22 protein-coding genes are annotated in these 20,946 nt (G+C 69.0%); 7 read left to right on the top strand and 15 right to left on the bottom strand.

Features of this window, described 5'->3' with window-relative positions:
- Positions 1–38 precede the first annotated feature (38 nt).
- On the bottom strand, positions 39–275 hold the full coding sequence (locus tag ACM6LR_RS27180; RefSeq protein WP_414936328.1) for an acyl carrier protein: 237 nt from the start codon (positions 273–275) through the stop codon (positions 39–41).
- A gap of 10 nt (positions 276–285) precedes the next feature.
- Positions 286–1,017, bottom strand: coding sequence for a UDP-N-acetylglucosamine acyltransferase (locus ACM6LR_RS27175; protein WP_414936329.1), 732 nt, complete (start codon positions 1,015–1,017; stop codon positions 286–288).
- A gap of 157 nt (positions 1,018–1,174) precedes the next feature.
- On the opposite strand from ACM6LR_RS27175, the gene ACM6LR_RS27170 reads away from it, so the two are divergent.
- Both ACM6LR_RS27170 and ACM6LR_RS27165 read left to right on the top strand, forming a co-directional pair.
- Complete coding sequence (locus ACM6LR_RS27170) at positions 1,175–2,281, top strand: DegT/DnrJ/EryC1/StrS family aminotransferase (protein ID WP_414944775.1); 1,107 nt, start codon at positions 1,175–1,177, stop codon at positions 2,279–2,281.
- Entirely contained in the window at positions 2,278–3,237 is a 960-nt protein-coding gene (locus tag ACM6LR_RS27165) for a Gfo/Idh/MocA family protein (protein WP_414936331.1), read from the top strand. The genes ACM6LR_RS27170 and ACM6LR_RS27165 overlap by 4 nt, the downstream gene beginning before the upstream one ends.
- Before the next feature lie 72 nt (positions 3,238–3,309).
- On the opposite strand, the gene ACM6LR_RS27160 is transcribed toward ACM6LR_RS27165, so the two are convergent.
- Positions 3,310–4,050 carry a hypothetical protein gene (locus ACM6LR_RS27160; RefSeq protein WP_414936332.1) on the bottom strand — a complete coding sequence of 247 codons (741 nt, stop codon included), beginning with the start codon at positions 4,048–4,050 and terminating at the stop codon, positions 3,310–3,312.
- Positions 4,047–4,556, bottom strand: coding sequence for a SigE family RNA polymerase sigma factor (locus ACM6LR_RS27155; RefSeq protein ID WP_414937089.1), 510 nt, complete (start codon positions 4,554–4,556; stop codon positions 4,047–4,049). The genes ACM6LR_RS27160 and ACM6LR_RS27155 overlap by 4 nt, the downstream gene beginning before the upstream one ends.
- A gap of 114 nt (positions 4,557–4,670) precedes the next feature.
- Between ACM6LR_RS27155 and ACM6LR_RS27150 the strand changes: the two genes are divergently transcribed.
- Complete coding sequence (locus ACM6LR_RS27150; RefSeq protein WP_414944774.1) at positions 4,671–5,246, top strand: hypothetical protein; 576 nt, start codon at positions 4,671–4,673, stop codon at positions 5,244–5,246.
- Between the two features lie 2 nt (positions 5,247–5,248).
- On the opposite strand, the gene ACM6LR_RS27145 is transcribed toward ACM6LR_RS27150, so the two are convergent.
- The 6 genes from ACM6LR_RS27145 to ACM6LR_RS27120 form a co-directional block, all read right to left on the bottom strand.
- A complete protein-coding gene (locus tag ACM6LR_RS27145) occupies positions 5,249–5,815 on the bottom strand; it encodes a copper resistance CopC family protein (protein WP_414944773.1) in 567 nt (188 codons plus the stop codon).
- Between the two features lie 116 nt (positions 5,816–5,931).
- Positions 5,932–6,507, bottom strand: coding sequence for a Uma2 family endonuclease (locus ACM6LR_RS27140; protein ID WP_414936335.1), 576 nt, complete (start codon positions 6,505–6,507; stop codon positions 5,932–5,934).
- A gap of 113 nt (positions 6,508–6,620) precedes the next feature.
- Positions 6,621–7,247: an acyltransferase gene (locus tag ACM6LR_RS27135; protein ID WP_414936336.1), complete on the bottom strand. Its 627-nt coding sequence runs from the start codon at positions 7,245–7,247 to the stop codon at positions 6,621–6,623.
- Complete coding sequence (locus ACM6LR_RS27130; RefSeq protein ID WP_414937090.1) at positions 7,234–8,454, bottom strand: glycosyltransferase family 4 protein; 1,221 nt, start codon at positions 8,452–8,454, stop codon at positions 7,234–7,236. The genes ACM6LR_RS27135 and ACM6LR_RS27130 overlap by 14 nt, the downstream gene beginning before the upstream one ends.
- Before the next feature lie 40 nt (positions 8,455–8,494).
- Positions 8,495–9,424 carry an NAD-dependent epimerase/dehydratase family protein gene (locus ACM6LR_RS27125; protein ID WP_414936337.1) on the bottom strand — a complete coding sequence of 310 codons (930 nt, stop codon included), beginning with the start codon at positions 9,422–9,424 and terminating at the stop codon, positions 8,495–8,497.
- A gap of 7 nt (positions 9,425–9,431) precedes the next feature.
- Positions 9,432–10,562 (bottom strand): DegT/DnrJ/EryC1/StrS family aminotransferase, encoded by a 1,131-nt coding sequence (locus ACM6LR_RS27120; protein ID WP_414944772.1) that lies wholly within the window; start codon positions 10,560–10,562, stop codon positions 9,432–9,434.
- A 181-nt stretch (positions 10,563–10,743) separates the two neighbouring features.
- Between ACM6LR_RS27120 and ACM6LR_RS27115 the strand changes: the two genes are divergently transcribed.
- Positions 10,744–13,863 carry a BTAD domain-containing putative transcriptional regulator gene (locus ACM6LR_RS27115; RefSeq protein ID WP_414944771.1) on the top strand — a complete coding sequence of 1,040 codons (3,120 nt, stop codon included), beginning with the start codon at positions 10,744–10,746 and terminating at the stop codon, positions 13,861–13,863.
- Here the strand turns inward: ACM6LR_RS27115 and ACM6LR_RS27110 are convergent.
- Positions 13,845–14,528: a hypothetical protein gene (locus ACM6LR_RS27110; protein WP_414944770.1), complete on the bottom strand. Its 684-nt coding sequence runs from the start codon at positions 14,526–14,528 to the stop codon at positions 13,845–13,847. The genes ACM6LR_RS27115 and ACM6LR_RS27110 overlap by 19 nt on opposite strands.
- The gene (locus tag ACM6LR_RS27105) at positions 14,525–14,743 is read right to left on the bottom strand and encodes a hypothetical protein (RefSeq protein WP_414936341.1); all 219 of its coding nucleotides are present in this window, start codon (positions 14,741–14,743) and stop codon (positions 14,525–14,527) included. Before ACM6LR_RS27105 ends, ACM6LR_RS27110 begins: the two co-directional genes overlap by 4 nt.
- A 62-nt stretch (positions 14,744–14,805) precedes the next feature.
- Between ACM6LR_RS27105 and ACM6LR_RS27100 the strand changes: the two genes are divergently transcribed.
- Entirely contained in the window at positions 14,806–15,975 is a 1,170-nt protein-coding gene (locus ACM6LR_RS27100; protein ID WP_414944769.1) for a C45 family autoproteolytic acyltransferase/hydolase, read from the top strand.
- Positions 15,972–17,516: an MFS transporter gene (locus ACM6LR_RS27095; protein WP_414944768.1), complete on the top strand. Its 1,545-nt coding sequence runs from the start codon at positions 15,972–15,974 to the stop codon at positions 17,514–17,516. Before ACM6LR_RS27100 ends, ACM6LR_RS27095 begins: the two co-directional genes overlap by 4 nt.
- A gap of 69 nt (positions 17,517–17,585) precedes the next feature.
- On the opposite strand, the gene ACM6LR_RS27090 is transcribed toward ACM6LR_RS27095, so the two are convergent.
- Entirely contained in the window at positions 17,586–18,077 is a 492-nt protein-coding gene (locus tag ACM6LR_RS27090) for a nuclear transport factor 2 family protein (protein ID WP_414944767.1), read from the bottom strand.
- Complete coding sequence (locus ACM6LR_RS27085; protein WP_414944766.1) at positions 18,074–18,670, bottom strand: TetR/AcrR family transcriptional regulator; 597 nt, start codon at positions 18,668–18,670, stop codon at positions 18,074–18,076. Before ACM6LR_RS27085 ends, ACM6LR_RS27090 begins: the two co-directional genes overlap by 4 nt.
- 80 nt (positions 18,671–18,750) lie before the next feature.
- On the opposite strand from ACM6LR_RS27085, the gene lhgO reads away from it, so the two are divergent.
- On the top strand, positions 18,751–19,935 hold the full coding sequence (gene lhgO, locus ACM6LR_RS27080) for an L-2-hydroxyglutarate oxidase (protein WP_414944765.1): 1,185 nt from the start codon (positions 18,751–18,753) through the stop codon (positions 19,933–19,935).
- Here the strand turns inward: lhgO and ACM6LR_RS27075 are convergent.
- Positions 19,932–20,936 (bottom strand): DUF3558 family protein, encoded by a 1,005-nt coding sequence (locus tag ACM6LR_RS27075; RefSeq protein WP_414936347.1) that lies wholly within the window; start codon positions 20,934–20,936, stop codon positions 19,932–19,934. The two genes, lhgO and ACM6LR_RS27075, sit on opposite strands and share 4 nt — an antisense overlap.
- Positions 20,937–20,946: the final 10 nt, after the last annotated feature.

The raw sequence follows: 20,946 nt of genomic DNA, 5'->3' as shown, positions 1-20,946 counted from the left end.
CTTGGGCTCTTTTCGAGGTGCTTCTTCCCGGCGAGGAATCATTTGCTCAGCTCGGTGACCATGTCCAAGGCGACCTTGAAGCTCGACATGTCGATCACCTGGTCGGTGTCGAATTCCACGTCGAACTCGTCCTCGATGGCCGCGACCAGCGCCATGTGACCCACCGAGTCCCAGGCTTCGATGTCGCGGTACTTCAGGTTTTCGACGTCGACCTCGCCATCGAGGTCCAGTGCCTCGACGAAGACCTCACGCAGCTTGCCGTCGACTTCCGCCATCTGTGAACTCCTAGTGCTCCTCGCGCGGACGGGCGTCCCACGCCTTCACCAAGGTAGAGAGGTCGCCGGGCAGCCGGTCGGCCAGCCCGTCCTCAGGGAGACCGGCCTTACCCTTCAGCCACGGTCCCAATGCCTCGATGGTGGCCTCGTCCAGCCCTCGGCGGGACAGGCCAACGGTATTGACGCCGGTCACCCGCGCGGGGTTGCCGACGGCGACGGTGAACGCGCCCACCTCCCTGCGGACCGCGGAGCTCATCCCGACCATCGCGCCGGGGCCGACGACGACCCGCTGATGCAGGATCGCGCCCATGCCCAGGTTCGCCCCGGACCAGATGTGGCAGTGGCCACCGGTGATGACGTTCGAGGCCACCGTGACGGCGTCCTCGACCAGGCAGTCGTGGGCGATGTGAGAGCCGCGGAGGAAGTAGCCGCCGTCGCCGATGGTGGTCGTGCGCCAGGTGCCCTGGTGGACGCTGACGTACTCGCGAACGCGGTTGCGGCTGCCGATGACGACGCCGTGGCCGTCGTGATCGGGATCACCGTTCGGCGCGGATTCCCAGGCGGCGGGGTGCTCGCGGCCGCGGTCCTCGCCCGGCGTCCCGATGGTCACGTGCGGGCCGATCCAGTTGCCGTCGCCGAGCCGCGTGGGGCCCACGATGACCGTGAACGGCCCGATGACGTTGTCTTCACCGAGTTCGACACCCTCGCCGATGACTGCTGTCGGGTGGATGCGGTTCACCACGTGAGATCCGTTCGTTGTGGCTGGAGGCAGCCTGGGGTATTGGGCGCTTCGGCGGTCCCGGTAACGTGTGGCCCGCGCCAGAGAGGGCGGCCGGGCGCAGAACCGGCGGCTCACTGTACCGGACGCACCAGAACGCCCAGTCGAGAGAGACTTGCAGATGATCCCCATTACCGTGGTCGACGTCCGTGACGCGGAGGACCTCGTCGTCGAGGTGCTGCGATCCGGCGCCATCGCACAGGGACCGATGGTCAAGCGCTTCGAGGACGCGTTCGCGAGCGTTTCCGGCACGAAGCACGCGATCGCCGTCAACAACGGCACCACCGCGCTGGTCGCCGCCATTCAGGTGCTCGACCTGCGGCCGGGCGACGAGGTCGTCACCTCGCCGTTCACCTTCGTGGCGACGCTGAACGCGATACTGGAAGCCGGCGCGACCGTCCGTTTCGCCGACATCCGGCGCGACGACTTCGCGATCGACCCGAACGCCGTCGCCGCCGCGATCACCGACCGCACCAAGGTCCTCATGCCGGTCCACCTCTACGGGCAGACCGCGGACATGGGCAAGCTCGCGCCGCTGGCCGCCGAACACGGCCTCAAGGTCATCGAGGACTCCGCGCAGGCCGTCGGCGCGTCGTTCCAGGGCAAGCCGTCGGGTTCCTTTGGGATCGGCTGCTTCTCCTTGTACGCCACCAAGAACGTGACCACCGCCGAAGGCGGCGTGATCACCACGGACGACGATGGGCTCGCGGACAGCCTGCGCGTACTGCGTAACCAGGGCATGCGCGCCCGGTACCAGTACGAGGTCGCCGGGCACAACTACCGGATGACCGACCTGCACGCCGCGGTCGGCATCCCGCAGCTGGAGAAGCTGGACCAGCTCACCGCCGCCCGCCAGGCCAACGCGAAGCGCCTCACCGAAGGCCTCGCCGGCACCCCGGGTCTCGACCTCCCGCAGGTCCTGCCGGGCCGCGAGCACGTGTGGCACCAGTACACCGTGCTGGTCGGCCCGCACGCGTTCCTCTCGCGCGACGAACTCGCCGCCGCCCTCACCGAACGCGGCATCGGCAACGGGATCTACTACCCGAAGATCGTCTTCGACTACGACTGCTACCGGAACAACCCGCTGATCCCCGACGCGAAGGTCGAGGATTTCCCGGTGGCCGCTTCCGTTGCCGCGCAGGCGCTTTCGCTGCCGGTGCACCCGCACCTTTCCGAGTCCGACCTGGACACCATCATCGAAACGGTTCGCGAGGTCCTCGGCGCATGACGACGCACAAGATCGCCCTCATCGGCACCGGGAACATGGGTTCGCTGCACGCGCGTGTCCTCGCCGCGAACGAGCACGTGGACCTCGTCCGCGTGATCGACCCGCGTGAAGAGGCGGGCCGCAAGGTCGCCGAGCGCTACGAAACCCAGTGGACGCCCGAAATCGGCTCGCTGTCCGATGTGGACGCCGTCGTGCTCGCTTCGGCCACCGAGGCGCATTACGAGCTGGCGCAGGAGATCCTGGGCCAGGGCAAGCCGTTGCTGGTCGAGAAGCCGGTCTGCAACAGCCTTGAATTCTCCAAGGAGATCGTGGGGCTGTCGGCGAAGAAGGACGTTCCGCTGATGTGCGGGCTCCTGGAGCGCTACAACCCGGCCGTGATGACCGCGCGGGCGCTGGTCAACGAGCCCATCCACCTGATGGCCCGCCGCCACGGCCCTTACGCGCCGCGCATCAAGACCGGTGTCGCGTGGGACCTGCTGGTGCACGACGTCGACCTGGCAATCCAGTTCTTCGGCGGCGCGACCCCGCAGCGGGTCGCCTCCGGTGCCGGCTACTTCCACCCGAATTCGGTCGAGGGCGCCGAAGACACCATCGAGACGGTGCTGTCGTTCGAGTCCGGGCTCGCCACGGTTTCCGCGTCCCGCCTCGGCCAGCGCAAGGTCCGCTCGCTCTGGGTGTCCGAACTGGACCGCATGATCGAGATCGACCTGCTCCGCCGCGACGTCACCATCTACCGGCACGTCTCGCACGACTCGGTCACCGAGGACGGCCTCGGCTACCGGCAGCAGACCGTCATCGAGATCCCGGAACTGGTCACCGCGCGCGAGCCTCTCGCGACCCAGCTGGACCGGTTCCTCGAACTGCTCGAGGGCAAGATCGACGCCGACACCGAGCGGGACCTGATCCTGCCTTCGCACGCCGTCGTCGACCAGGTGCTCACCCAAGCCTCGGCGTGACCTTCTCTCGCAATTAGTCCTCTAGTTGCGGTACTTGCGTGTGCAAGTACCGCAACTAGAGGACTAATTGCGTTATTTGGTGAGGCGCAGGCCCTTCGCGTCGTAGGCGATGAGAGGGGTCAGCACGTTCGACGACTCCACTTCGGAGCCCTCGAACCAGAAGATCACGACAGACGGGTCTTCGCTCCAGACGGCCGTCCTCGCCTCGACCGGCTTACCCCGGACGGTGCTGGTGATCCGCGCCGCCGGACCGGCGAAGTAGCCGAACACGGGGACGAACGTGTCCCCGATCAGCTCGCCGCCGTCCGTGGCGTGGAAGCCGAACGACCGGTCCGAGCCCTTGTATTCGTTGGTAGCCAACAGCGCGTCGTAGGTGCCATCGTCGTTGCGGTAGGCGACATGAAGACCGAACTGGATGCGCGGCTGCGACGGCTCGGCGAACGCGGACGCGTAGAGCACCAGCTCCCGGCCGCCCTCACCCTTGACGCCGAGGGGGACCACGTCGCCCAGCGGCACGGCCTGCGGGTACGGCGCCGTGGTGACCGTCGGGACCGGCGACGCCGGTGAGGACGACGGGGCACTCGCGGCGGGCGGGACGACCTGGGGTTGCTGTGCGGGCTCGCGGAGGGCGACCGCGCCGACGATGACCAGCACCGTCACCACGGTGGCGGCGACACCGCCCGCTCCGGTCGCCAGACGGCGACGGCGGCGGATACGCCTGCCCTTGGTCATGATCGCGCCGAGGTCTGGCGCGGCGAACTCCTCGACGAGCGGCTCCCGCAGCGCCGAGCGCAGTGTCTCGAGATCGGTCATCGGCCCAGCCCCCCGATCAGTTCCGTTCCGTCCTCCGCGGTGATCCGCAGCTTCGTCAAGGCACGGGAGTTGGTGCTCTTCACGGTGCCCACCGAGACACCCAGTTCGCCGGCCACGTCGGACTCCTTCAAGTCGAAGAAGTGCCGAAGCACTACGACCGCCCTCTCCCGGTCTGTGAGCGTACGCAACGCGTCAAGCAGCCATTTCCGCTGGACAACGGCATTGGCGACATCCGCGCCGCTCGGCCGCTCGGGGATCTCCTCGGTGGCGTTCTCGCGGATCGGGCGCCGCCAGCCGTCGATGATGTGGTTGACGAGGACCTGCCGCGCGTAGGCGTAGGCGTCCTTGCGGCGTACCCGCGACCAGGCAGCGTACGTCTTGGCGAGCGCCGTCTGCGCGGCGTCCTCTGCCTGATGACGATCGCTGGTCAGCAGGTAGGCGGCGTGCTGCAGACGGTTCGACGAGTTCCGCACGAACTCGACGAACTCGTCGTCGCCACGAGCCACCCTGGTCCTCATCTCCGTTCGACGGTTGACCACCTGAAAGGTTGCCTCAACCTTTCGGGGCGCTCTCCCGTAGGTGTCTCTGGATGATCTTCGGCCACGGGGGGGGGAACACCAATGAAACCACCCGGGAAGCGGACGCTCCTGGCAGGCGGCGCGGTGCTGGCCGTGGTGCTCATAAGCACCCTGACGGCGAACGCCGCCCCCGCTCCGGCACCCGCCACCGTTCAGGCCGCCGAGGCCCAGCCCGACGACACCCCGTGGGGCGACGTCATCGGCACCGGTGTCCAGGGTGACGGCGGTGAGCTGGTGTTCTACGGCGTGAAGGTCGACGTCGAGCAGCTTCCGGGGACGACCTTCGGGATCATGGCGGGGCGCCGTCCGGCCGGGGGCCAGGTGACCGCGGGCATCACCGCCAACGAGTTCGCGGGCTCCGACAAGGCGCCCGGTTTCCACGCGGTGTCCGGCGGGATCAGCGGCTATCCGTCGTTCGGCTACTACGCCGGTCCCCCCGTGAAGATCACCGCGAAGGTGGACGGCAAGAACGTCACCGCGCACCAGGCGCCGTGGAGCGTGGACCCGAACATCGTCGTGTTCTGGTTCGACTCGGGTGCCGACCCGCTGGAACTGACCGCCTTCGACGCCTCCGGCAAGGACCTGCCCGCGGGGAACACCGGTGTCGGCCACGGCTGACCTCAGGGCTGGTCGCGCTTGCGGCGAGTGAGGCGGTGCGCGACCACGATCCCGGCCGCCACCACGGCGACCGCGAGGACGATCCACACCCAGCCCGGCACCAGGCTTTCGAGAGTGGCCTCCTGGGCCTGCGGCGCCGGGGCGGCGCTGGTCTCGTTGTTCTCCTGGGCCGCCGCGCCGCTGGACGACGGGGGCACGGCCGGGGCGCTGAGGGTGAACTTCACCGTTCCGCTGGACTCATGCGAGTCCGCGAAGGTCACGTTGTAGCGCAACGTGTACTCGCCCGCGGGCCCGACGGCCTGGACCGGCGCGGTGATCACGGCACCGGCGGCCTCCGCCCGGCCGACGGTCCACTTCGCGTTCTCGGGCCCGGTGATCTGGATCGGATCCGCCCCGACGGTGACCGGGCCGGAGAAGGTCAGCTTGATCTGGGTCGGGGGCGTCGCCAGCGAAGCGCCCTTCGCCGGGTCGCTGCTCTTCAGCTCCTCGTGGGCCATCGCCGGATTCGCGGCACCCAGCAACGCCACCCCGACGACCAGCAGCGACGCGCCGAACCGCTTGAACCTCATCTGGACATACCCTCCGGCCGGAAACTCGCACACTGAGCTTAGTAGTCGGGCTCGGCGGGGTGCTGGTTCCCGCCGGCTTCGATCACCGCGGGGCGCCTGGGTTCCGAGAAGCTTGCTCAGGGACGCTGCGCGCGCCGCGTGGTGAGGGCGTCGAGATCGAGAGTGAGCGGGGTGCCGTCGAAGTCGAGGGACACCTTGCCGGTGTGCTCGCCGAAGTTCTCGTATTCGCCGTCGACCAGGCGGTAGGTGATCATGCTCGCCGGAGCGTCGAGGTCGACGATCCAGTAGTGCTCGATCCCGCCCTCCGCGTACTCGGAGAACTTGGTGACCCGGTCGGTACGGCCAGTACCTTCCGACAGGACTTCGATCACGAGCTGTACGTCCTCGGCGGCGTAACGAGGCAGGTTCTTTTCGACGAGTTCCGTCGCCGTGACGAGAACGTCCGGGACACGAACCGTCAAGGGAAGTTCCGCGACGACGAGCTCGGCCTCCGAAAGCGCCATGAGCGGTTCGGGCAAGTGCTCGTTCAGCAGGTACCCGAGGCGAGTGACCGCGAGCTGATGGAATGACATCGGCCGAGGGGCCAAGACCAGGACTCCTTCGACGACCTCTGCCCGGAAGTCGGGTTCTTCCGGCAGCGCGGCCCAGTCGTCGAGGGTCAGGAGGCGGTGAGGCCAGTGCACAACACTCATCGAACTCCTCCTTCGCCCGTGATCACCGGACCATCTTCCCATGGTTTCCCGGTGAACGTATCACCACGGAAAGTGACATCCCATTACGGTGAGGAGTTGCGGGGCCGCAGCGGCTACTCCGTGAAGTCGCCGGCCGGAGCGCCCCACGACCCCGGAGTGTCACCGCGTTCCTCCGCCAGCGCCCGGCGCCGGGCGTTCTCGCCGCGCACACGCTCCACTTCGGACTCGATGTACTCGTCGTCGTACCTCTGGAACACGCGCGCGGGGTTGCCGGCGACCAAAGTACGCGGCGGGACGTCCTTGGCGACCACGGAGTTCGGCTGCACGGTGGCGAAGTCGCCGATCGTCACGCCTGCCATGATCACCACGAGGCCGCCGATGAAGCAACCCTTGCCGATCTTCACCGGTTTGCGTTCGATGAGGTCGCTGCCGGAGTGGTTCTGCAGCGTCATGTTCGCGAGCCAGCTGGAATGCGTGAAGATCAGCGTGTTCAGGCCGATGCTGGTGTGCTCGCCGATCTCCAGCCCGCCGCTAGCGTCGAGCGCGGCGCCTTCGCCGATCCAGCAGTGTTCGCCGATCTTCAGGTTCTCCGGGCTGATGATCTTGACCCGCTCGCGGACCCGCGTCGACTCCGGCAGTCCGTAGAAACGAGCGCGCTCGGCGTCGTTCATGTACTGCGAGACGAGTTCGGTCAGGATCTGCGGGCGCAGGCGGTTGCTGCGCTCGTCATCGAAGAACATCGGCCTCGGTCACCAGTTTCTCGAAGGTGCGCAGGTGTTCCTCGGCGACGACGTCGAGGCCGAAGTTGGCCCGCACCATCGCGCTTTCCCGCCGTGCCACCAAAGCCCGCTTCTCCGGGTCGTCGAGCAGCTCGATGACGGTGTTCGCCACCGCCTCGCTGTCGTCCGGCCGCACCAGCAGGATGTTCTCGCCGTTGCGTAGTTCGATGCCGGGATAGTTGTCCTCGGTGACCGACGCGATGGTCGCGGTGCCCGAGAGCATCGCCTCCAGTGACGCGGTGCCGCAGCCGCCGTTGAGGTCGTGCGTGACGATGTCGGCCGCGGCGAAGTACGCGGGCACGTCCGCCTTCGGCACGGCGCCGGTGACGATGATGGCGTCCGCGACGCCGAGTTCTTCCGCCCGCTTCAGGAAGACGTCGTGGTACACGCGGCCGACGACGACCACCTTCACCTCGGGGTGCTTGGCCAAAATGGACGGAAGCGCCTCGACCAGCGGGAGCCGGTTGCGCAGCGGGATCACGTGCCCGAGCGAGACGATCACCGGACCGTCGCCGAGTTCGTGCTCCGCCCGGACATCCTTCGTGAGCGGCTTCTCGAAGTGCCCGGTGTCGACGGCGATCGGGAAGTAGTCCGAGTTGTCGTCACTGGTGCCGTAGCGCTCGACGCAGTAGTCGACCCCGAGCTTGTCGAGGATGACGTACCGCGGCTTGAGGTAGCGCAGGATCGGGTTCACCAGCACGGTGTCCAGGAACCGGAAGACGCCGCCGTACAGCTTGTTGTCGCTGATCAGCAGCGTGTGGATGGTCAGCAGCGTCGGCAGTTTCCGCCGCCGCGCGTACAACCCGGCCAGCCAGGACAGGTCGAAGAACTGCCCGTGGAGGTGGATCGCGTCCGGCTTGAACTCGTCCAGCAGCTTCCACAGCCGCCGCCAGTTCCCCGGCCGCGGCGAGGCGAAGCTCATGTCGAAGTCGATCGACAGGCCCAGCTGCGGCATCTTCACCGCGGGCAGGCGGACGACGCGGTAGCCGTCCTTCGTCTCGTCGGCCGGGGCGTCGGCGTAGGCCGCGGTGATCGCGAGCACCTCGTGCCCGCGTGCCGCGTACTGCTCGGCCAGGGACGCCGCCATGTGCGCGCTTCCGCCCACCCTCGGCGGGAAGAAGTTGTTGACGACAGCGATGCGAAGGTGGCGGCTCTCCCCCGGCGCCATTACCACGCCGCCTCCGCGGGAAAGAGCACGTCGGCGGGGCTCATTCCGAGGCCTTGACCAGCTCGTGCATGCCCTCTTCCACGGAGATCTTCGGCTCCCAGCCGAGGACCTCACGGGCACGGGAGATGTCCGCGGCACGCCGCGAAACCAGCACGTCACGCTCGTTGAACAGCGGCTCGACGTTGACGCCGACGGCGTCGATGAGGATTTTCGCCAGCGTCGCGATGGAGGTGTCGATGCCGGTGCCGATGTTGATCGGCACGTTTGCCTGCTCCGACTCCAGCGCCGAGACGACGGCGCGGGCCAGGTCCGTGACGTGCACGAAGTCCATCGACTGGTCGCCGCGGCCGTCGATGACCGGCGGCTGACCCGCCCGCAGGCGCTGGATGAAGTGGTTGATCACCGACGTGTAGTAGGCCTCGATCTTCTGGCCGGGGCCGTACACGTTGAAGAACCGGAGCGCGTTCCAGGACAGGCCCTTGGTGCGCTCGTAGAAGCCGAGCATGTCCTCGCCCGCGCGCTTCGAGATGCAGTACGGCGTGAGCGGCTTGAGCTCGTCGTCCTCGTGCATCGGCAGCCGCTTCGGGTCACCGTAGACGGACGCGGTCGACGCGAACACGACCCGCTCGACACCCTCGTCCGCCGCGGCGGCGAAGACGTTGTGGTTGCCGACCATGTTGATGTCGATGGACTCGTGCGGGTCCGCGACCGACTTGTTGATCGACACGGTGGCGAAGTGGATCACATGCGTGCAGCCACGCATGGCCTCGCGCACGGCGCCGCCGTAGCGCACGTCCTTCTCGACCAGTTCGACCTTGCCGGTGGCGACGAACTCGTTGATCCTGGCGCGGTCGCCGCGCGTCATGTTGTCGAAGACGCGGACGGTGTAGCCGCCTTCGATCAGCATCGGGATGACGTGCGCGGCGATGAAACCGCCGCCCCCGGTGAAGAGGACCTTCTTGTCGGGCATTTCTCTCCTAGCTCGGCAGTGCGGCGCAGACGGTCTCGATGACCCGTTCGACCTGGGCATCGGTGAGGTTGGCGTGCATCGGGATGGCGAGGTGACGGGCGAAGAGGTCCGCCGAGACCGGCAAGGTCTGGTTCTTGCCGTAGATGGGTTGAAGGTGCGAGGCGTAGGTGCCGAAGTTGCACTGCACGCCCTGCTCGCGGATCCGCAGCGCGAGCGCGTCACGGTCGATCTCCGGGGCCACCGTGAGGAGGTAGGCCTGCCACGGGTGCTCGCGGTCCGGCAGTTCGACCGGGACGTCGAGAGCGGACAGGTTCTCGAACGCCTCGTGGTAGCGCTTGGCCACCGACCGGCGGGCCGAGAGCAGGTCCGGGAGCCGGTCCAGCTGGACGTTCATGATCGCGGCCTGCACGTCGGAGAGCCGGAAGTTGTAACCCAGTTCGTGGAACTCCGGGATCGGCAGCGCGCCAGAGCCCTCACGCGTGATGGCGGGCTCGATGCCGTAAGTGTGCAGCTTGCGCGCGTGCGCGATGAGGTCTTCGCGGTCCGAGACCAGCGCGCCGCCCTCGCCGGCGGTGATGCCCTTGCGGCCGTGGAAGGAGAACGCGGCCAGGTCGGCGAGGCTGCCGGCCGGGCGGGTCTTGTAGGTCGCGCCCGCGGCGCAGGCGGCGTCCTCGAAGAGCCACAGGCCGTGCTTGTCGGCGATGGCGCGATACTCGTCGAAATCTCCCGGCTGCCCGGCGACGTCGACGGCGAGGATGCCGACGGTGCGGGGGGTGATCAAGCTTTCGATCGAAACGGGGTCGGCGCTCCACACGTCCGGGCGAATGTCGGCGAACACCGGCGTCGCACCCGCCTGGAGCACGGCGTGGCCGGTGGCGGGGAACGTGTAGTCGCCGACGATGACCTCGTCGCCCGGCTTCACACCGAGTACACGCAGCCCGAGGAAGAGTGCGGAGCCACAGTTGCTGGTGGTCAGGGCGTGCGCGGTGCCGACGGTCCGCGCGAAGCGCTCCTCGAAGCGGCGGCACGCGGGGCCGGCGCCTGCCAGCCAGCCGGACCGGAAGACTTCGGCGACAGCCGCGAGTTCTTCGTCGCCCACGGTCGGCTGACCGAGGACCACCTGTTCCTGCTCAGACATTCCTCTTCACCCTCTCCCGCAGCCCTCTCCCATTGCGTGGGGACCGGCCGAAGTGTATAGACGCCATTCAGCCGATCTCGGGCGGGCTGGATCCGCCCAGGTCGACAATGCTCTGATCCATCCATGCCCCCGCCACCGCCCTCAACGGAAAAGCTGCGCTTCCAGGCCTAGTCTCTGACCCATGCGATTCGGCGTTCTGGGGGCGACGGAGGTGCGGCGTGAGGACGGCGCCGCCGTCGCGGTCGGCGGGCCCAGGGTCCGGACGTTGCTCGCGTTGCTCGCGCTGGAGGCGGGCCGGGTCGTCCCGGCGGAGCGGCTCATCGACGGTCTCTACGGCGAGCAGCCACCCGAAGGCGCGGCGAACGCGCTGCAATCGCAGGTCTCGCGGCTGCGCGGCGCGCTGAGGGACCTCGCACCCGTCGAGTTCAGCCCGGCGGGCTACCGGCTGGCCGTGGACTCCGACGACGTCGACGTGCACCGGTTCGAGCGGCTCGCCGCCGAAGGACGGCGCGCTCTTACAGCGGGAAATGCCGCGAAGGCGTCCGAACTGCTTCACGACGCTCTCGGTCTCTGGCGTGGCCCGGCGTTCGCGGATATCACCGACGCGCCGTTCCGCGATCCCCAGGTCACGAGACTGAACGAGCTGAAAACGTCGGCGATCGAGGACCGCGTCGAGGCCGACCTCAGGCTGGGAAGACACGAAGACGTCCTCGCCGAACTTCGCGAGGTCATCGACGACCAACCGCTGCGGGAACGGCTACATGCGCTGCTGATCCGCGCACTGCACGCCGCCGGGCGCCACGCTGACGCGCTGACCGCGTTCGAGAGCGCCCGACGCGTCCTCGCCGAGGAACTCGGCACCGATCCCGGGCCGGACCTCGCCGCCGCGCATCTGGCCGTGTTGCGCGGTGAGAAGCCGCCCGCCAAGGCCAAGACGGCGCCGCTCCCCGCCCAGCTCACCAGCTTCATCGGCCGCGAAGGCGATGTCCGGCACGTGCTCGCCCAGCTGGACCGCTCCCGGCTGGTGACGCTGACGGGGCCCGGTGGGACCGGTAAGACGCGGCTCGCCATCGAGACCGCCGCCGAGATGGACCTCCCGGTGGTCTTCGTCGAACTCGCGCCCTACACCGAGGACACCGATGTCGCCCACGCCGTGTTGACCGCGCTCGGCCTGCGAACGGTCCCGCTCGGCACGGTCACCGCTCCGGTGGAGAACGCGCCGCTCGAGCGGCTGATCGACGCGCTGGCCGACCGGGCGGTGCTGCTGGTGCTCGACAACTGCGAGCACCTGGTCGACGCCGCCGCGAAACTGGCCGCCCGGCTGCTCGGCGCGGCCGCGGCTCTGCGGGTGCTCGCCACCAGCCGCGAACCGCTGGGCATCACCGGCGAGGTCGTCTCCCCCGTGCCGCGGCTCGCCGTGCCACCGCCGGGTACGGCGCCCGGCCGGTCGCTGGAGTTCGCCGCCGTGCGCCTGTTCGCCGACCGCGCTCAGGCCAATGACCCGGGATTCGCCGTCGACGACACCACCGCGGGCGACGTCCAGCGTGTCTGCGCCGCGCTGGACGGGCTGCCGCTGGCCATCGAACTCGCCGCGGCACGTGTCCGGACGCTGCCCGTCGGCGAGATCGCCGCCAGGCTCGATGACCGATTCCGCCTGCTCTCGCGCGGAAGCCGGGTCGCCGAGAACCGGCATCGCACCCTGCGCGGCGTCGTCGAATGGAGCTGGGACCTGCTCGACGAGGACGAACGGCGGCTCGGCAGGCGGTTGACCGTGTTCGCCGGCGCCACGAGCCTCGCCGACGCCGAGGCGGTCTGCGCCGTGCCGGACATCGAGGACCTGCTTCCGTCCCTTGTGGACAGATCACTCGTCGAACGCGCCGGGAATCGCTATCGAATGCTCGAAACCATCCGAGCCTTCTTCGCCGAGAAACTCACCGAAGCAGGCGAGACCGAGCAGATGCGGCGTACGCACGCCGAGTACTTCCTCGCCCTCGCTGAAGAGGCTGACCCGCTTCTGCGCACCGGTGACCAGCTGGTCTGGCTCGACCGTCTCGACGCCGCCTACGACGACCTCCTGGCCGCGTTGCGCTGGGCTTCCGAGGCCGACGCGCGGATCGCGCTGCGACTTTCGGCGTCGCTGGTGATGTACTGGTGGATGCGCGGGCGCCGGTTCGAAGGCTCGACGCTGAGCCTGGAAGTGATCAAACACCTCGGACAGCGGCCGCCGGACGGTCTCGAAGAGGAGTACCAGCTCTCCGTGCTCAACGCCGCCGCCGGACTCCGTGGCCACGAGGCCCTCGTCCGCCACTACCCGGCTATGGACGACCTCGTGCGGAACATGGCCGAGGCGCCGCGGAATCCGGCGCTGCTCCTGCTGATGGGTGTCGTGACCGGTCCGCCGGGTGACGACGACGCGCTGATCAGGCGCAGTCAGGCCCTGCTGGCGCACAGCGACGCCTGGAGCCTCGCCCTCGCGCCGACCGGTTACGGCCTCCGCGCGCTGATGCAGGGCGATCTCGAACCGGCGGAAGGCTTCCTACGCGAGGGTGCGGACGCGTTTCGGGAACTCGGGGAACGCTGGGGCCTGTCGATGGCCCTCGACCACCTGTCACAGATCCTGACTTGGACGAACCGGCAGGCCGAAGCCCTCGAAACGATGAACGAGGCACTCCGGCTGATGCGGGAACTCGGCGCGTCCGACGACAACGCGGACCTGCTGTGCCGTCGCGGCGGAAGCAAACTGCTCCACGGCGACGCGGCGGGGGCGCGGGCGGATTACGAACTCGCCATCGAGATCGCGCGCCGCTCCGGGATGCCGGAAAGCCGGGCGGGGGGCTACATCGGGCTCGCTTTCCTCGCCCGGCACGAAGGCGACCTGGCCGCGGCTCGAACGCTGAGCGAACTCGCGCTCGCGGAGTGCCCCGGCGGCTCGTTCGCGTCCGAGGGGGTCCGCGCCGTCGCGAGGATCTCGCTCGGCTGGGTCCTGGCCGCCGAAGGTGACGCGGACGGGGCGGACGAACTGCACCGGCTGGCGCTCACTTCGGCGGATCAGTGGCACGACAGCACCACCGCGGCCTGCGCGGTCGAGGGGCTCGCCGGTGTCGCGCTGCTCCGGGGCGACCCCGAGCGGGCGGCGGTCCTGATCGGCGCCGCGGTGACCGTGCGGGGCACCCCGTTCGCCGTCGATCTGGACGCCGCCCTGCTCCGGGCGACCGTGCGGGAGCGGCTGGGTGACGACTTCGACCGGGCCTACCGCCGAGGGCTCGGCCTGCGCGGTGCCGCTCAATTGACGGGGTTCTGAGCGCCCGTCAACAAGATCCCCTGCGGCGCGAAGCGGCCGACGGCGACGGCCAGCAAGCTCGGGTCGAGTTCGCTGTCCTGGACGGCGACGTAGAGCGGTTCCGCGTTGACCGGGACCGCGCCGAGCCGGGTCATTCCGGGGCCGACGGGGTCGGTGGTGAGCCGGGTGACGTCACGCCATGGCACGACCGTCCGCTCGACCCGGACGCCGACCGCGTCCAGTTCGAAGAGCACCCACTGCTGGTCGTGCAGCGACTTCACGTAGGCGATGGCGCCGCAGCCGACGGCGATCAGGACGATGCGCAGCGGTCCGGGCGCTTCGATCGAGCCGAGAAGGGCGGCGATCGCGAAGAAGGCCACCAGGAGCCCGGTGAGTTTCGCGGCACCGATCAGGCCCGCGTTCGGTTTGTGCACCCGGAACCGCACGGCACGCATCAGGTGTTTGGTGAGCACGCCGCCACCGACGGCGGCGGCCAGCGCGATCAACGTCACGACCAGCGAGACCGGCGAGAAGTCCATGAGGACCTGGTAACCGGCGACCAGCGCGACGAACGCGCCGGCGACGGTCAGCATCAGCGCGAGCTTGCCCTTGCGGACGTCCCGTTCGCGCTGGTCGAGCGCGGCCTGGTCCGGAGCGGCGAGAAAGCCGCCGTCGATGTTCCTCATCGGGCGTCACGCTGCGATCCGGCGGCCGCCCGGCGCTCACGCTGACGACGGTCGAGGACGAAGAGCACGCCGCCGGCGATGGCGCTCAGCGCGGCGTAACCCAGGTCTTCGAGGCCGTCCTCCGGGTAGCCGGTGGAGAAGTCGACCATCGCCAGTGCGATGAAGAGAACGCAGAACACGCCCCCGGCGATCATGTAGACCTTGTTGCCGATCATGGAATCCCTCGCTTGTCGTTGCGGTGATGGAACGACTTTCGCGCGGGGCACATGACATTCCGATGACAAGCACGGCCACTGACGGTCAGCCGCCGGTGCGTGCGTCGTCAGCGGTCGCGGCCACGCTCGCCGCCATGACCTACATCGCGGGATCACCCGAAGACTTCCTCGCCGTGCGGCATCTGACGCTGCGCGGCACCCAGGCCGAGATCGGCCACGCGCTCGCGGCCGAGATGAAGGCGCGCTCCGGCTGGTCTCCGCCGCCGATCGATCCGATCGTGGCCAGGGCCCGGCGCGTCTGGTTCGCGCGGAACTGGCCGCAGTACGCCGAACGCGCGGCCGGGTTCGCCGAGGCCTACGGGCTCGCGGTGGACGCGGCGGTCTCGTTCGACGACGCCTCGGCGCTGCCCGCCGGGTCCGGCTGCTCGGCGGTGTGGAACGGCGGCACGCTCGGCCGGAACTACGACTTCTTCACCTTGAGCTGGACACAGCTCGGGGCGGTGATGGCGGGCGCGGACCCCGTCGACGACGCAACGGTGCCGATGGCGTCGCGGCCCTATGTGCTGACCACGATCCCCGACGACGGCATCGCCTCGACGTCGCTTTCCATGTCCACCGTGGACGGTGCGATGGAAGGCGTCAACGAGGCCGGGCTCGTCGTCGCGTTGCTGATGGCCGACATCGAAGCGGCCGCGCCACTGGAGCACGACCCCGGCCCGCAGGCGGGTCTCTCGGTGCCGCAGGTCTGCCGGTATCTGCTGGATACCTGTGAGAACGTCGACGAGGCCAAGGAAGCGCTGATGCTCGCCAAGCAGTACGACCACGGGGCGCCCTGCCACTACATCGTCGCCGACGCCTCCGGCCGCGGCTTCGTCTACGAACGCGGCGCGTACGACGTCGAGTACTTCGTCGAGGTCGCCGACGGGCCGCTGTGCGTCACGAACCACCCTCTGCACCGGCACCCGGACATCGACGCGCTGCCGGAGGACACCCCCGGCACCTTCCTCACCTACCGGCGACTGCGCACCCTCACCAAGGAGGCGGACACCGGGCCGCGCGACGCGCTCGACGCGGTATCCGTCGCGATCGAGCCGGGCGCGCCGTGGCGGACGTTGTGGCGCAGCGTCTTCGACCCGGCGGCCCGCACCATGAGCACGCGGTTCTATCTCGGCGACGGCGAAAACGGCGCCGCGCGCCACTCGCCGGAACTCACCTTCGGCGTGTCGAGGTGAACATCGGCAAGGGCCGCAAGATCGGCACACTCGTGGTCTGCGTCCTCGCGCAACTGCTGATCGCGATCGACCTGACCGTCCTGCATCTGGTGCTGCCGTCCCTTTCGGAACAGCTGCGCCCGTCGACAACGGAAATGCTGTGGATCGCCGACGCGTACGGGTTCGCGCTCGCCGGGCTGCTGATCACGATGGGCAACATCGGTGACCGCGTCGGCCGGAAGAAACTGCTGCTGATCGGGGCGTCGTTGTTCGGCGTCGCTTCGGTGATCACGGCGTACGCGCCGACCGCGGAGCTGCTGATCGCCGCCCGCGCGCTGCTCGGGGTCGCCGCCGCGACGCTGATGCCGTCGACGCTGTCGATCATCCGGAACGTGTTCACCGGCAAGGAACGCGCGGCCGCGATCGGGGTCTCCAGCGGGCTGACGATCCTCGGTTTCGGCATGGGGCCGCTCGTCGGCGGTGTCCTGCTCGACCATTTCTGGTGGGGCTCGGTGTTCCTGGTCAACGTGCCGGTGGTGATCGTGCTGGTGATCGCCGGCGCGCTGATCCTGCCCGAGTCGAAGAACCCGGTACCGGGGAGGATCGACGTGGTCAGCGTGCTGCTGTCCATCGTCGGCATGGTCGGGATCGTCTACACGATCAAGGAAGTCGCGTACCAGGGGTGGGGTCACTGGGACATCACGGTCGCCGCGGTACTCGGCCTCGGCGGCGTGGTGGCGTTCGTCCTGCGGCAGCCGCGGCTGGCCGAGCCGTTGATGGACCTGAAACTGTTCGCGCAGCGGGCGTTCTCGGCGACCGTCGGCACCACGATCCTGGCGATGTTCGCGCAGCTCGCGGTCTCCCTGATGTTCGCGCAATATCTGCAGCTGGTGGCAGGCTGGACGCCGCTGAAGGCCGGGCTCGCCGGACTGCCGGGGATGGGCGGCGCGATCCTCGGCGGGGTACTCGCGCCGCTGGCGATCAAGGCGTTCGGCCGGGCGGTCACGATCGCGCTCGGGTGCGGTCTTTCGGCGGTCGGCTTCGCGTTGTACTCGGGTATCGGCGTGACGATCGTGTACACGGATCTGCTCGCGGCGATGATCATCTTCGGGGTCGGGCTGGCGCTGATCCTCGCGACCGCGACGGACACGGTGCTCGGCGTCGTGCCGAAGGCCAGGGCGGGCGCGGCGTCGGCGATCTCCGAAACGGCGACCGAACTCGGCGGCGCGCTGGGGATCGCGGTCCTCGGCAGTGCGCTCGGCGCGTTGTACCGCAGCGAACTCGTCATCCCGGCGGGTGTGCCGCCCGAGGCGGCCGGGGCGATCGCGGACACCCTCGGTGGCGCGGTCCAGGTCGCGACGCAGCTCCCGCCTTCGCAAGGCGCCGTGGTGCTGGACAGCGCCAAACTGGCGTTCGTCGACGGGATGCAGGTGACGATGCTGGCCTCGGCGGGGCTGATGGCGTTGCTGGCGGTCAGTGCGTTGTTCACGCTGCGCGGGGTGCCGAAGGTTCTCGAAGATCCAGAAGAGGAGCCTGCGCCGGCCCCCGTTCCGACGGGCTGAAGGGGACTTTCCCCGCATGCGACGCGGTGAAGGGCGCTTTCCCTACGTCACATGCGGGGAAAGCGTCCTTCAGCTCCTCGGTCCGGCGAGCGGGACGGCGTGTTTGTCGCCCGACCGGACCATGGCCAACAAGGGTTTGGCGGCCACAGCGAGCAACCGCGCCGCGAAGGGGCGGCCGTTGCGGCGCGCGATGTCCGGGCCGAAGGCGTCCATCAGCGCGACGAGCCCGGGCAGCGGCCGCACGAACAACGTCGCTTCGGCGATGAGCCCGTCCTCGTCGAGCTTCAGCACCGCCGTCTCTTCGATCTCCTCACCGCCGATGCGCGCGCTGTAGACGACGACCCGCGTCGAGGCGTCACCGGTGTCGGTGTGGAATCGAACGTCGCGAAGATGCGAGTACGCGACTTCCAGCAGCGGCCCGAGTTCCGTGTGCCCGGTGAACCGGACCCGGCCGGTCAGCGGCGAGTGCACCACCGCGTCCGGCGCGAAGGCGCTCAGTGCGAGGTCGACGTCCCGTGTCTCGAGGGCCCGGCGGTACCGCTCGGTGGTCCGCACGCTCATACGTCCTCCTGGATCAGGTTTCCCAGACCGCGCCACAACAGATCCGTCGTGAGCGCGACGACTTGCTCCCGCGGGATGTCGCGGTTGCTCCACCACCAGGTGGCGATGGCGTTCAGTGCGCTCTTCGCCGCTTCGGCGAGAGCTTCGTTCGCGCGGTCACGCGGCAGATCCGCGGTCAGCGCCAGGCCAGGGACCTGCGCGAACACCTTGGTCAGCTGCCCGGTGGCTCTGACCTGCCCGCGCCGGTGCACCTCGGCGACGGCCGGATCCGACGGCGTCTCGGCGAAGATCATCCGCCAACCGCGTTCGTTCGTCTCCATCCAGGCGAAGATCGCGGCGACCCTGCCGCGCAGCAGCTCCTCGGCGGTGTCCGACTGCGGCAGCGCGTCCCAGCCGGCCAGCAGACTGTCCACTTCGGACTCCAGCAGTCCGGCGTACAGCCGCGCCTTGGACGGGAAATGGTCGTAGAGCACGGGCGTGGTGATCCCGGCCGCCGTCGCGACCTCGCGCATCCCGGACGCGTCGTATCCGGAAGCGGCGAACACGCGCGCCGCCGCGGCCAGGATCCGCTCCCGGCGTTCGTCCCTGCTCAACCGCTTACCTGACATTGGTCAGGTAACCTACCAGCTAACCTGACGACTGTCAGGTATCGGCCCGGGTAACCTGGTCGATCGTGCGCACTGTCGTAGTCATCGGGGGCGGGATCGTCGGTCTCGCCACGGCCTGGGAACTGACCAAACGGGGCCTGGACGTCACGGTGCTCGAAAAGGAGGACCGCTGGGCGGCCCACCAGACCGGGCACAACTCGAACGTGGTGCACGCCGGGCTCTACTACAAGCCAGGGTCCTTCAAGGCGAGCATGTCCACCGCGGGCAACCGGTCCATTGTGGACTTCGCACGGCAGTACGGGGTGCCGGTGGAGGCCTGCGGCAAACTCGTCGTCGCCACCGCCGAAACGGAGCTTCCGGCGCTGAAGGTGCTCGCCGAACGGGCCGAAGCCAACGGCGTCCCGGCCAAGCTGATCACCCCGGGTGAGGCCCGCGAGTACGAACCCGAGGTCTCGTGCGTCGCCGCGTTACGCGTGGAGTCCACCGGCATCATCGACTTCCCGGCCGTCTGCACCGCACTGGTCCGGCTGCTCGACGAGTCCGACGCCGACCTGCGCCTCGGCACGCCCGCGCTGGGCATCCGCGCGGGCCGCACCGGTGGCGTCGAGGTGGCGACCGGCGACGAGGTGATCCACGCGGACGCGCTCGTCAACTGCGCGGGCCTGCACGCGGACCGGGTCGCGCGGCTCGCCGGGCTCACCCCGAGCGCGCGGATCGTGCCGTTCCGCGGCGAGTACTACGAACTCAAGCCCGAACGCCGCCACCTGGTGCGGGGCCTGATCTATCCGGTCCCGGACGCGTCGCTGCCGTTCCTCGGTGTGCACCTGACCCGCATGCTCGACGGCAGCGTGCACGCCGGCCCCAACGCCGTGCTCGCGCTGCGCCGCGAGGGCTACACCTGGCGCGACGTCTCCGCGAAGGACCTCGCCGAAGTCGCCCGCTTCCCCGGCGTCTGGCGGCTCGCGCGCAAGTACGCGTATCCGACCGGGCTCGCCGAGGTCCGCCGATCGTTCTCCCGCCGCCGCTTCGCCGAAAGCCTCGCGCGGCTCGTCCCCGCCGTCACCGAGGACGACATCGTGCGGCACGGCTCCGGCGTGCGGGCGCAGGCGCTGCGCCCGGACGGCGCGCTCGTCGACGACTTCCTGATCGAGACCGCGCGGAACCAGGTGCACGTCCTCAACGCGCCCTCACCGGCGGCGACCAGCGCACTGGAGATCGCGAAGCACATCGCCGACGAGGTGTCGGACTAAGACGAAGCGGGCAAGGTCCCGTTCAGCATCGGGACGGCGGCCTTGATCACCTCACACGCCTTCGCAGGATCATCGAGGTTGCCCGCGATGATCGCCACCGTCGACGTCGCGGTGATCGAGAGGCCCGCCGCGCACAACTTGCTGCCCGACTCGGTGTAGAGCTTCCATTTGCGGTCACCCGAGTCGAAATCCTGCGGTTCACCCTGCGTGATCAGCGTGGGGACCTCGTCCATCGGCTTCGCCGGGTAGAACCAGAGGTCGAACGCCTTCTCTCCCTTGTCGCCGTCGGTGTCGGCCCACTCGCAGCCGACCACATTCGGATCGGAGGTGGACTTCATCGGCTCGCCTGCCGCGCCGAGGCGCAACTGGGCGGTCTGTTCGGGCTTGAGCATGGCGCACGGGTCCGTGGTCACGAGTGGCCCGCCCGGCTCGGCGGGCTTCTGCCCTGGCGGGGCGGTGATCTGCGGATCCTGCTGCCCGCCCGGCAGTTTCGACGCCACGGCCGGGGCCGCCGCCTTGGCGAGGTCGCACGCGTTGCCCTCGGTGCGGTCGGGGCTCTCGCTGGCGATCTCCACGAAGGTGTCCGAGGTGAGTTCCGTGCTCAGCGAGCAGTAGGTCTTGCCGAGGATGGTGGCGTACCGCGTCCAGGTGAAACCGCCGATCCCGAACTTCTCGCCGGGCTGCGCGCCGCTCATGTAGTCGTTCAAGGACAGGTCCTTGCTCAACGAGACCTCGAGGTTCGACGCCTTGCGCACGTCGTCCGACTTCTTGAACCGGCAGACCGCGGGGACCTTCTGCTCAGGCCTGGCGGGGCGTTCCGCACCGGGATACGCGACTCCCAGCGCCGTCGCGTGCTCCTGCGTCAGCAGCGCGCACGGCTCGGCCTTCGTGATCACCGGTCCCTGGCCGGGCACCGGTGCGGCCGTACCGCCGATCTTCGACGTGCAGCCGCCGAGCGCCAGCACCGTCAGCCCGAGCGCGAGCGAATTCCGAAACCGCATGCGTCCCTCC

This window comes from Amycolatopsis sp. cmx-11-32 (assembly GCF_047608695.1).
Taxonomy (GTDB): Bacteria; Actinomycetota; Actinomycetes; order Mycobacteriales; family Pseudonocardiaceae; genus Amycolatopsis.
Note: the sequence above shows the minus strand (reverse complement) of the source record. Positions and strands in the feature narration are given on the sequence as shown.

Coding starts and splice junctions, on each gene's coding strand:
- ACM6LR_RS27170 (WP_414944775.1), top strand. CDS start 1,175: ATGATCCCCATTACCGTGGTCGACGTCCGTGACGCGGAGGACCTCGTC.
- ACM6LR_RS27090 (WP_414944767.1), bottom strand. CDS start 18,077: ATGAGCGTGCGGACCACCGAGCGGTACCGCCGGGCCCTCGAGACACGG.
- ACM6LR_RS27130 (WP_414937090.1), bottom strand. CDS start 8,454: ATGGCGCCGGGGGAGAGCCGCCACCTTCGCATCGCTGTCGTCAACAAC.
- ACM6LR_RS27160 (WP_414936332.1), bottom strand. CDS start 4,050: ATGACCGATCTCGAGACACTGCGCTCGGCGCTGCGGGAGCCGCTCGTC.
- ACM6LR_RS27145 (WP_414944773.1), bottom strand. CDS start 5,815: ATGAGGTTCAAGCGGTTCGGCGCGTCGCTGCTGGTCGTCGGGGTGGCG.
- ACM6LR_RS27115 (WP_414944771.1), top strand. CDS start 10,744: ATGCGATTCGGCGTTCTGGGGGCGACGGAGGTGCGGCGTGAGGACGGC.
- ACM6LR_RS27140 (WP_414936335.1), bottom strand. CDS start 6,507: ATGAGTGTTGTGCACTGGCCTCACCGCCTCCTGACCCTCGACGACTGG.
- ACM6LR_RS27100 (WP_414944769.1), top strand. CDS start 14,806: ATGACAAGCACGGCCACTGACGGTCAGCCGCCGGTGCGTGCGTCGTCA.
- ACM6LR_RS27120 (WP_414944772.1), bottom strand. CDS start 10,562: ATGTCTGAGCAGGAACAGGTGGTCCTCGGTCAGCCGACCGTGGGCGAC.
- ACM6LR_RS27075 (WP_414936347.1), bottom strand. CDS start 20,936: ATGCGGTTTCGGAATTCGCTCGCGCTCGGGCTGACGGTGCTGGCGCTC.
- ACM6LR_RS27165 (WP_414936331.1), top strand. CDS start 2,278: ATGACGACGCACAAGATCGCCCTCATCGGCACCGGGAACATGGGTTCG.
- ACM6LR_RS27135 (WP_414936336.1), bottom strand. CDS start 7,247: ATGTTCTTCGATGACGAGCGCAGCAACCGCCTGCGCCCGCAGATCCTG.
- ACM6LR_RS27150 (WP_414944774.1), top strand. CDS start 4,671: ATGAAACCACCCGGGAAGCGGACGCTCCTGGCAGGCGGCGCGGTGCTG.
- ACM6LR_RS27125 (WP_414936337.1), bottom strand. CDS start 9,424: ATGCCCGACAAGAAGGTCCTCTTCACCGGGGGCGGCGGTTTCATCGCC.
- ACM6LR_RS27110 (WP_414944770.1), bottom strand. CDS start 14,528: ATGAGGAACATCGACGGCGGCTTTCTCGCCGCTCCGGACCAGGCCGCG.
- ACM6LR_RS27180 (WP_414936328.1), bottom strand. CDS start 275: ATGGCGGAAGTCGACGGCAAGCTGCGTGAGGTCTTCGTCGAGGCACTG.
- ACM6LR_RS27105 (WP_414936341.1), bottom strand. CDS start 14,743: ATGATCGGCAACAAGGTCTACATGATCGCCGGGGGCGTGTTCTGCGTT.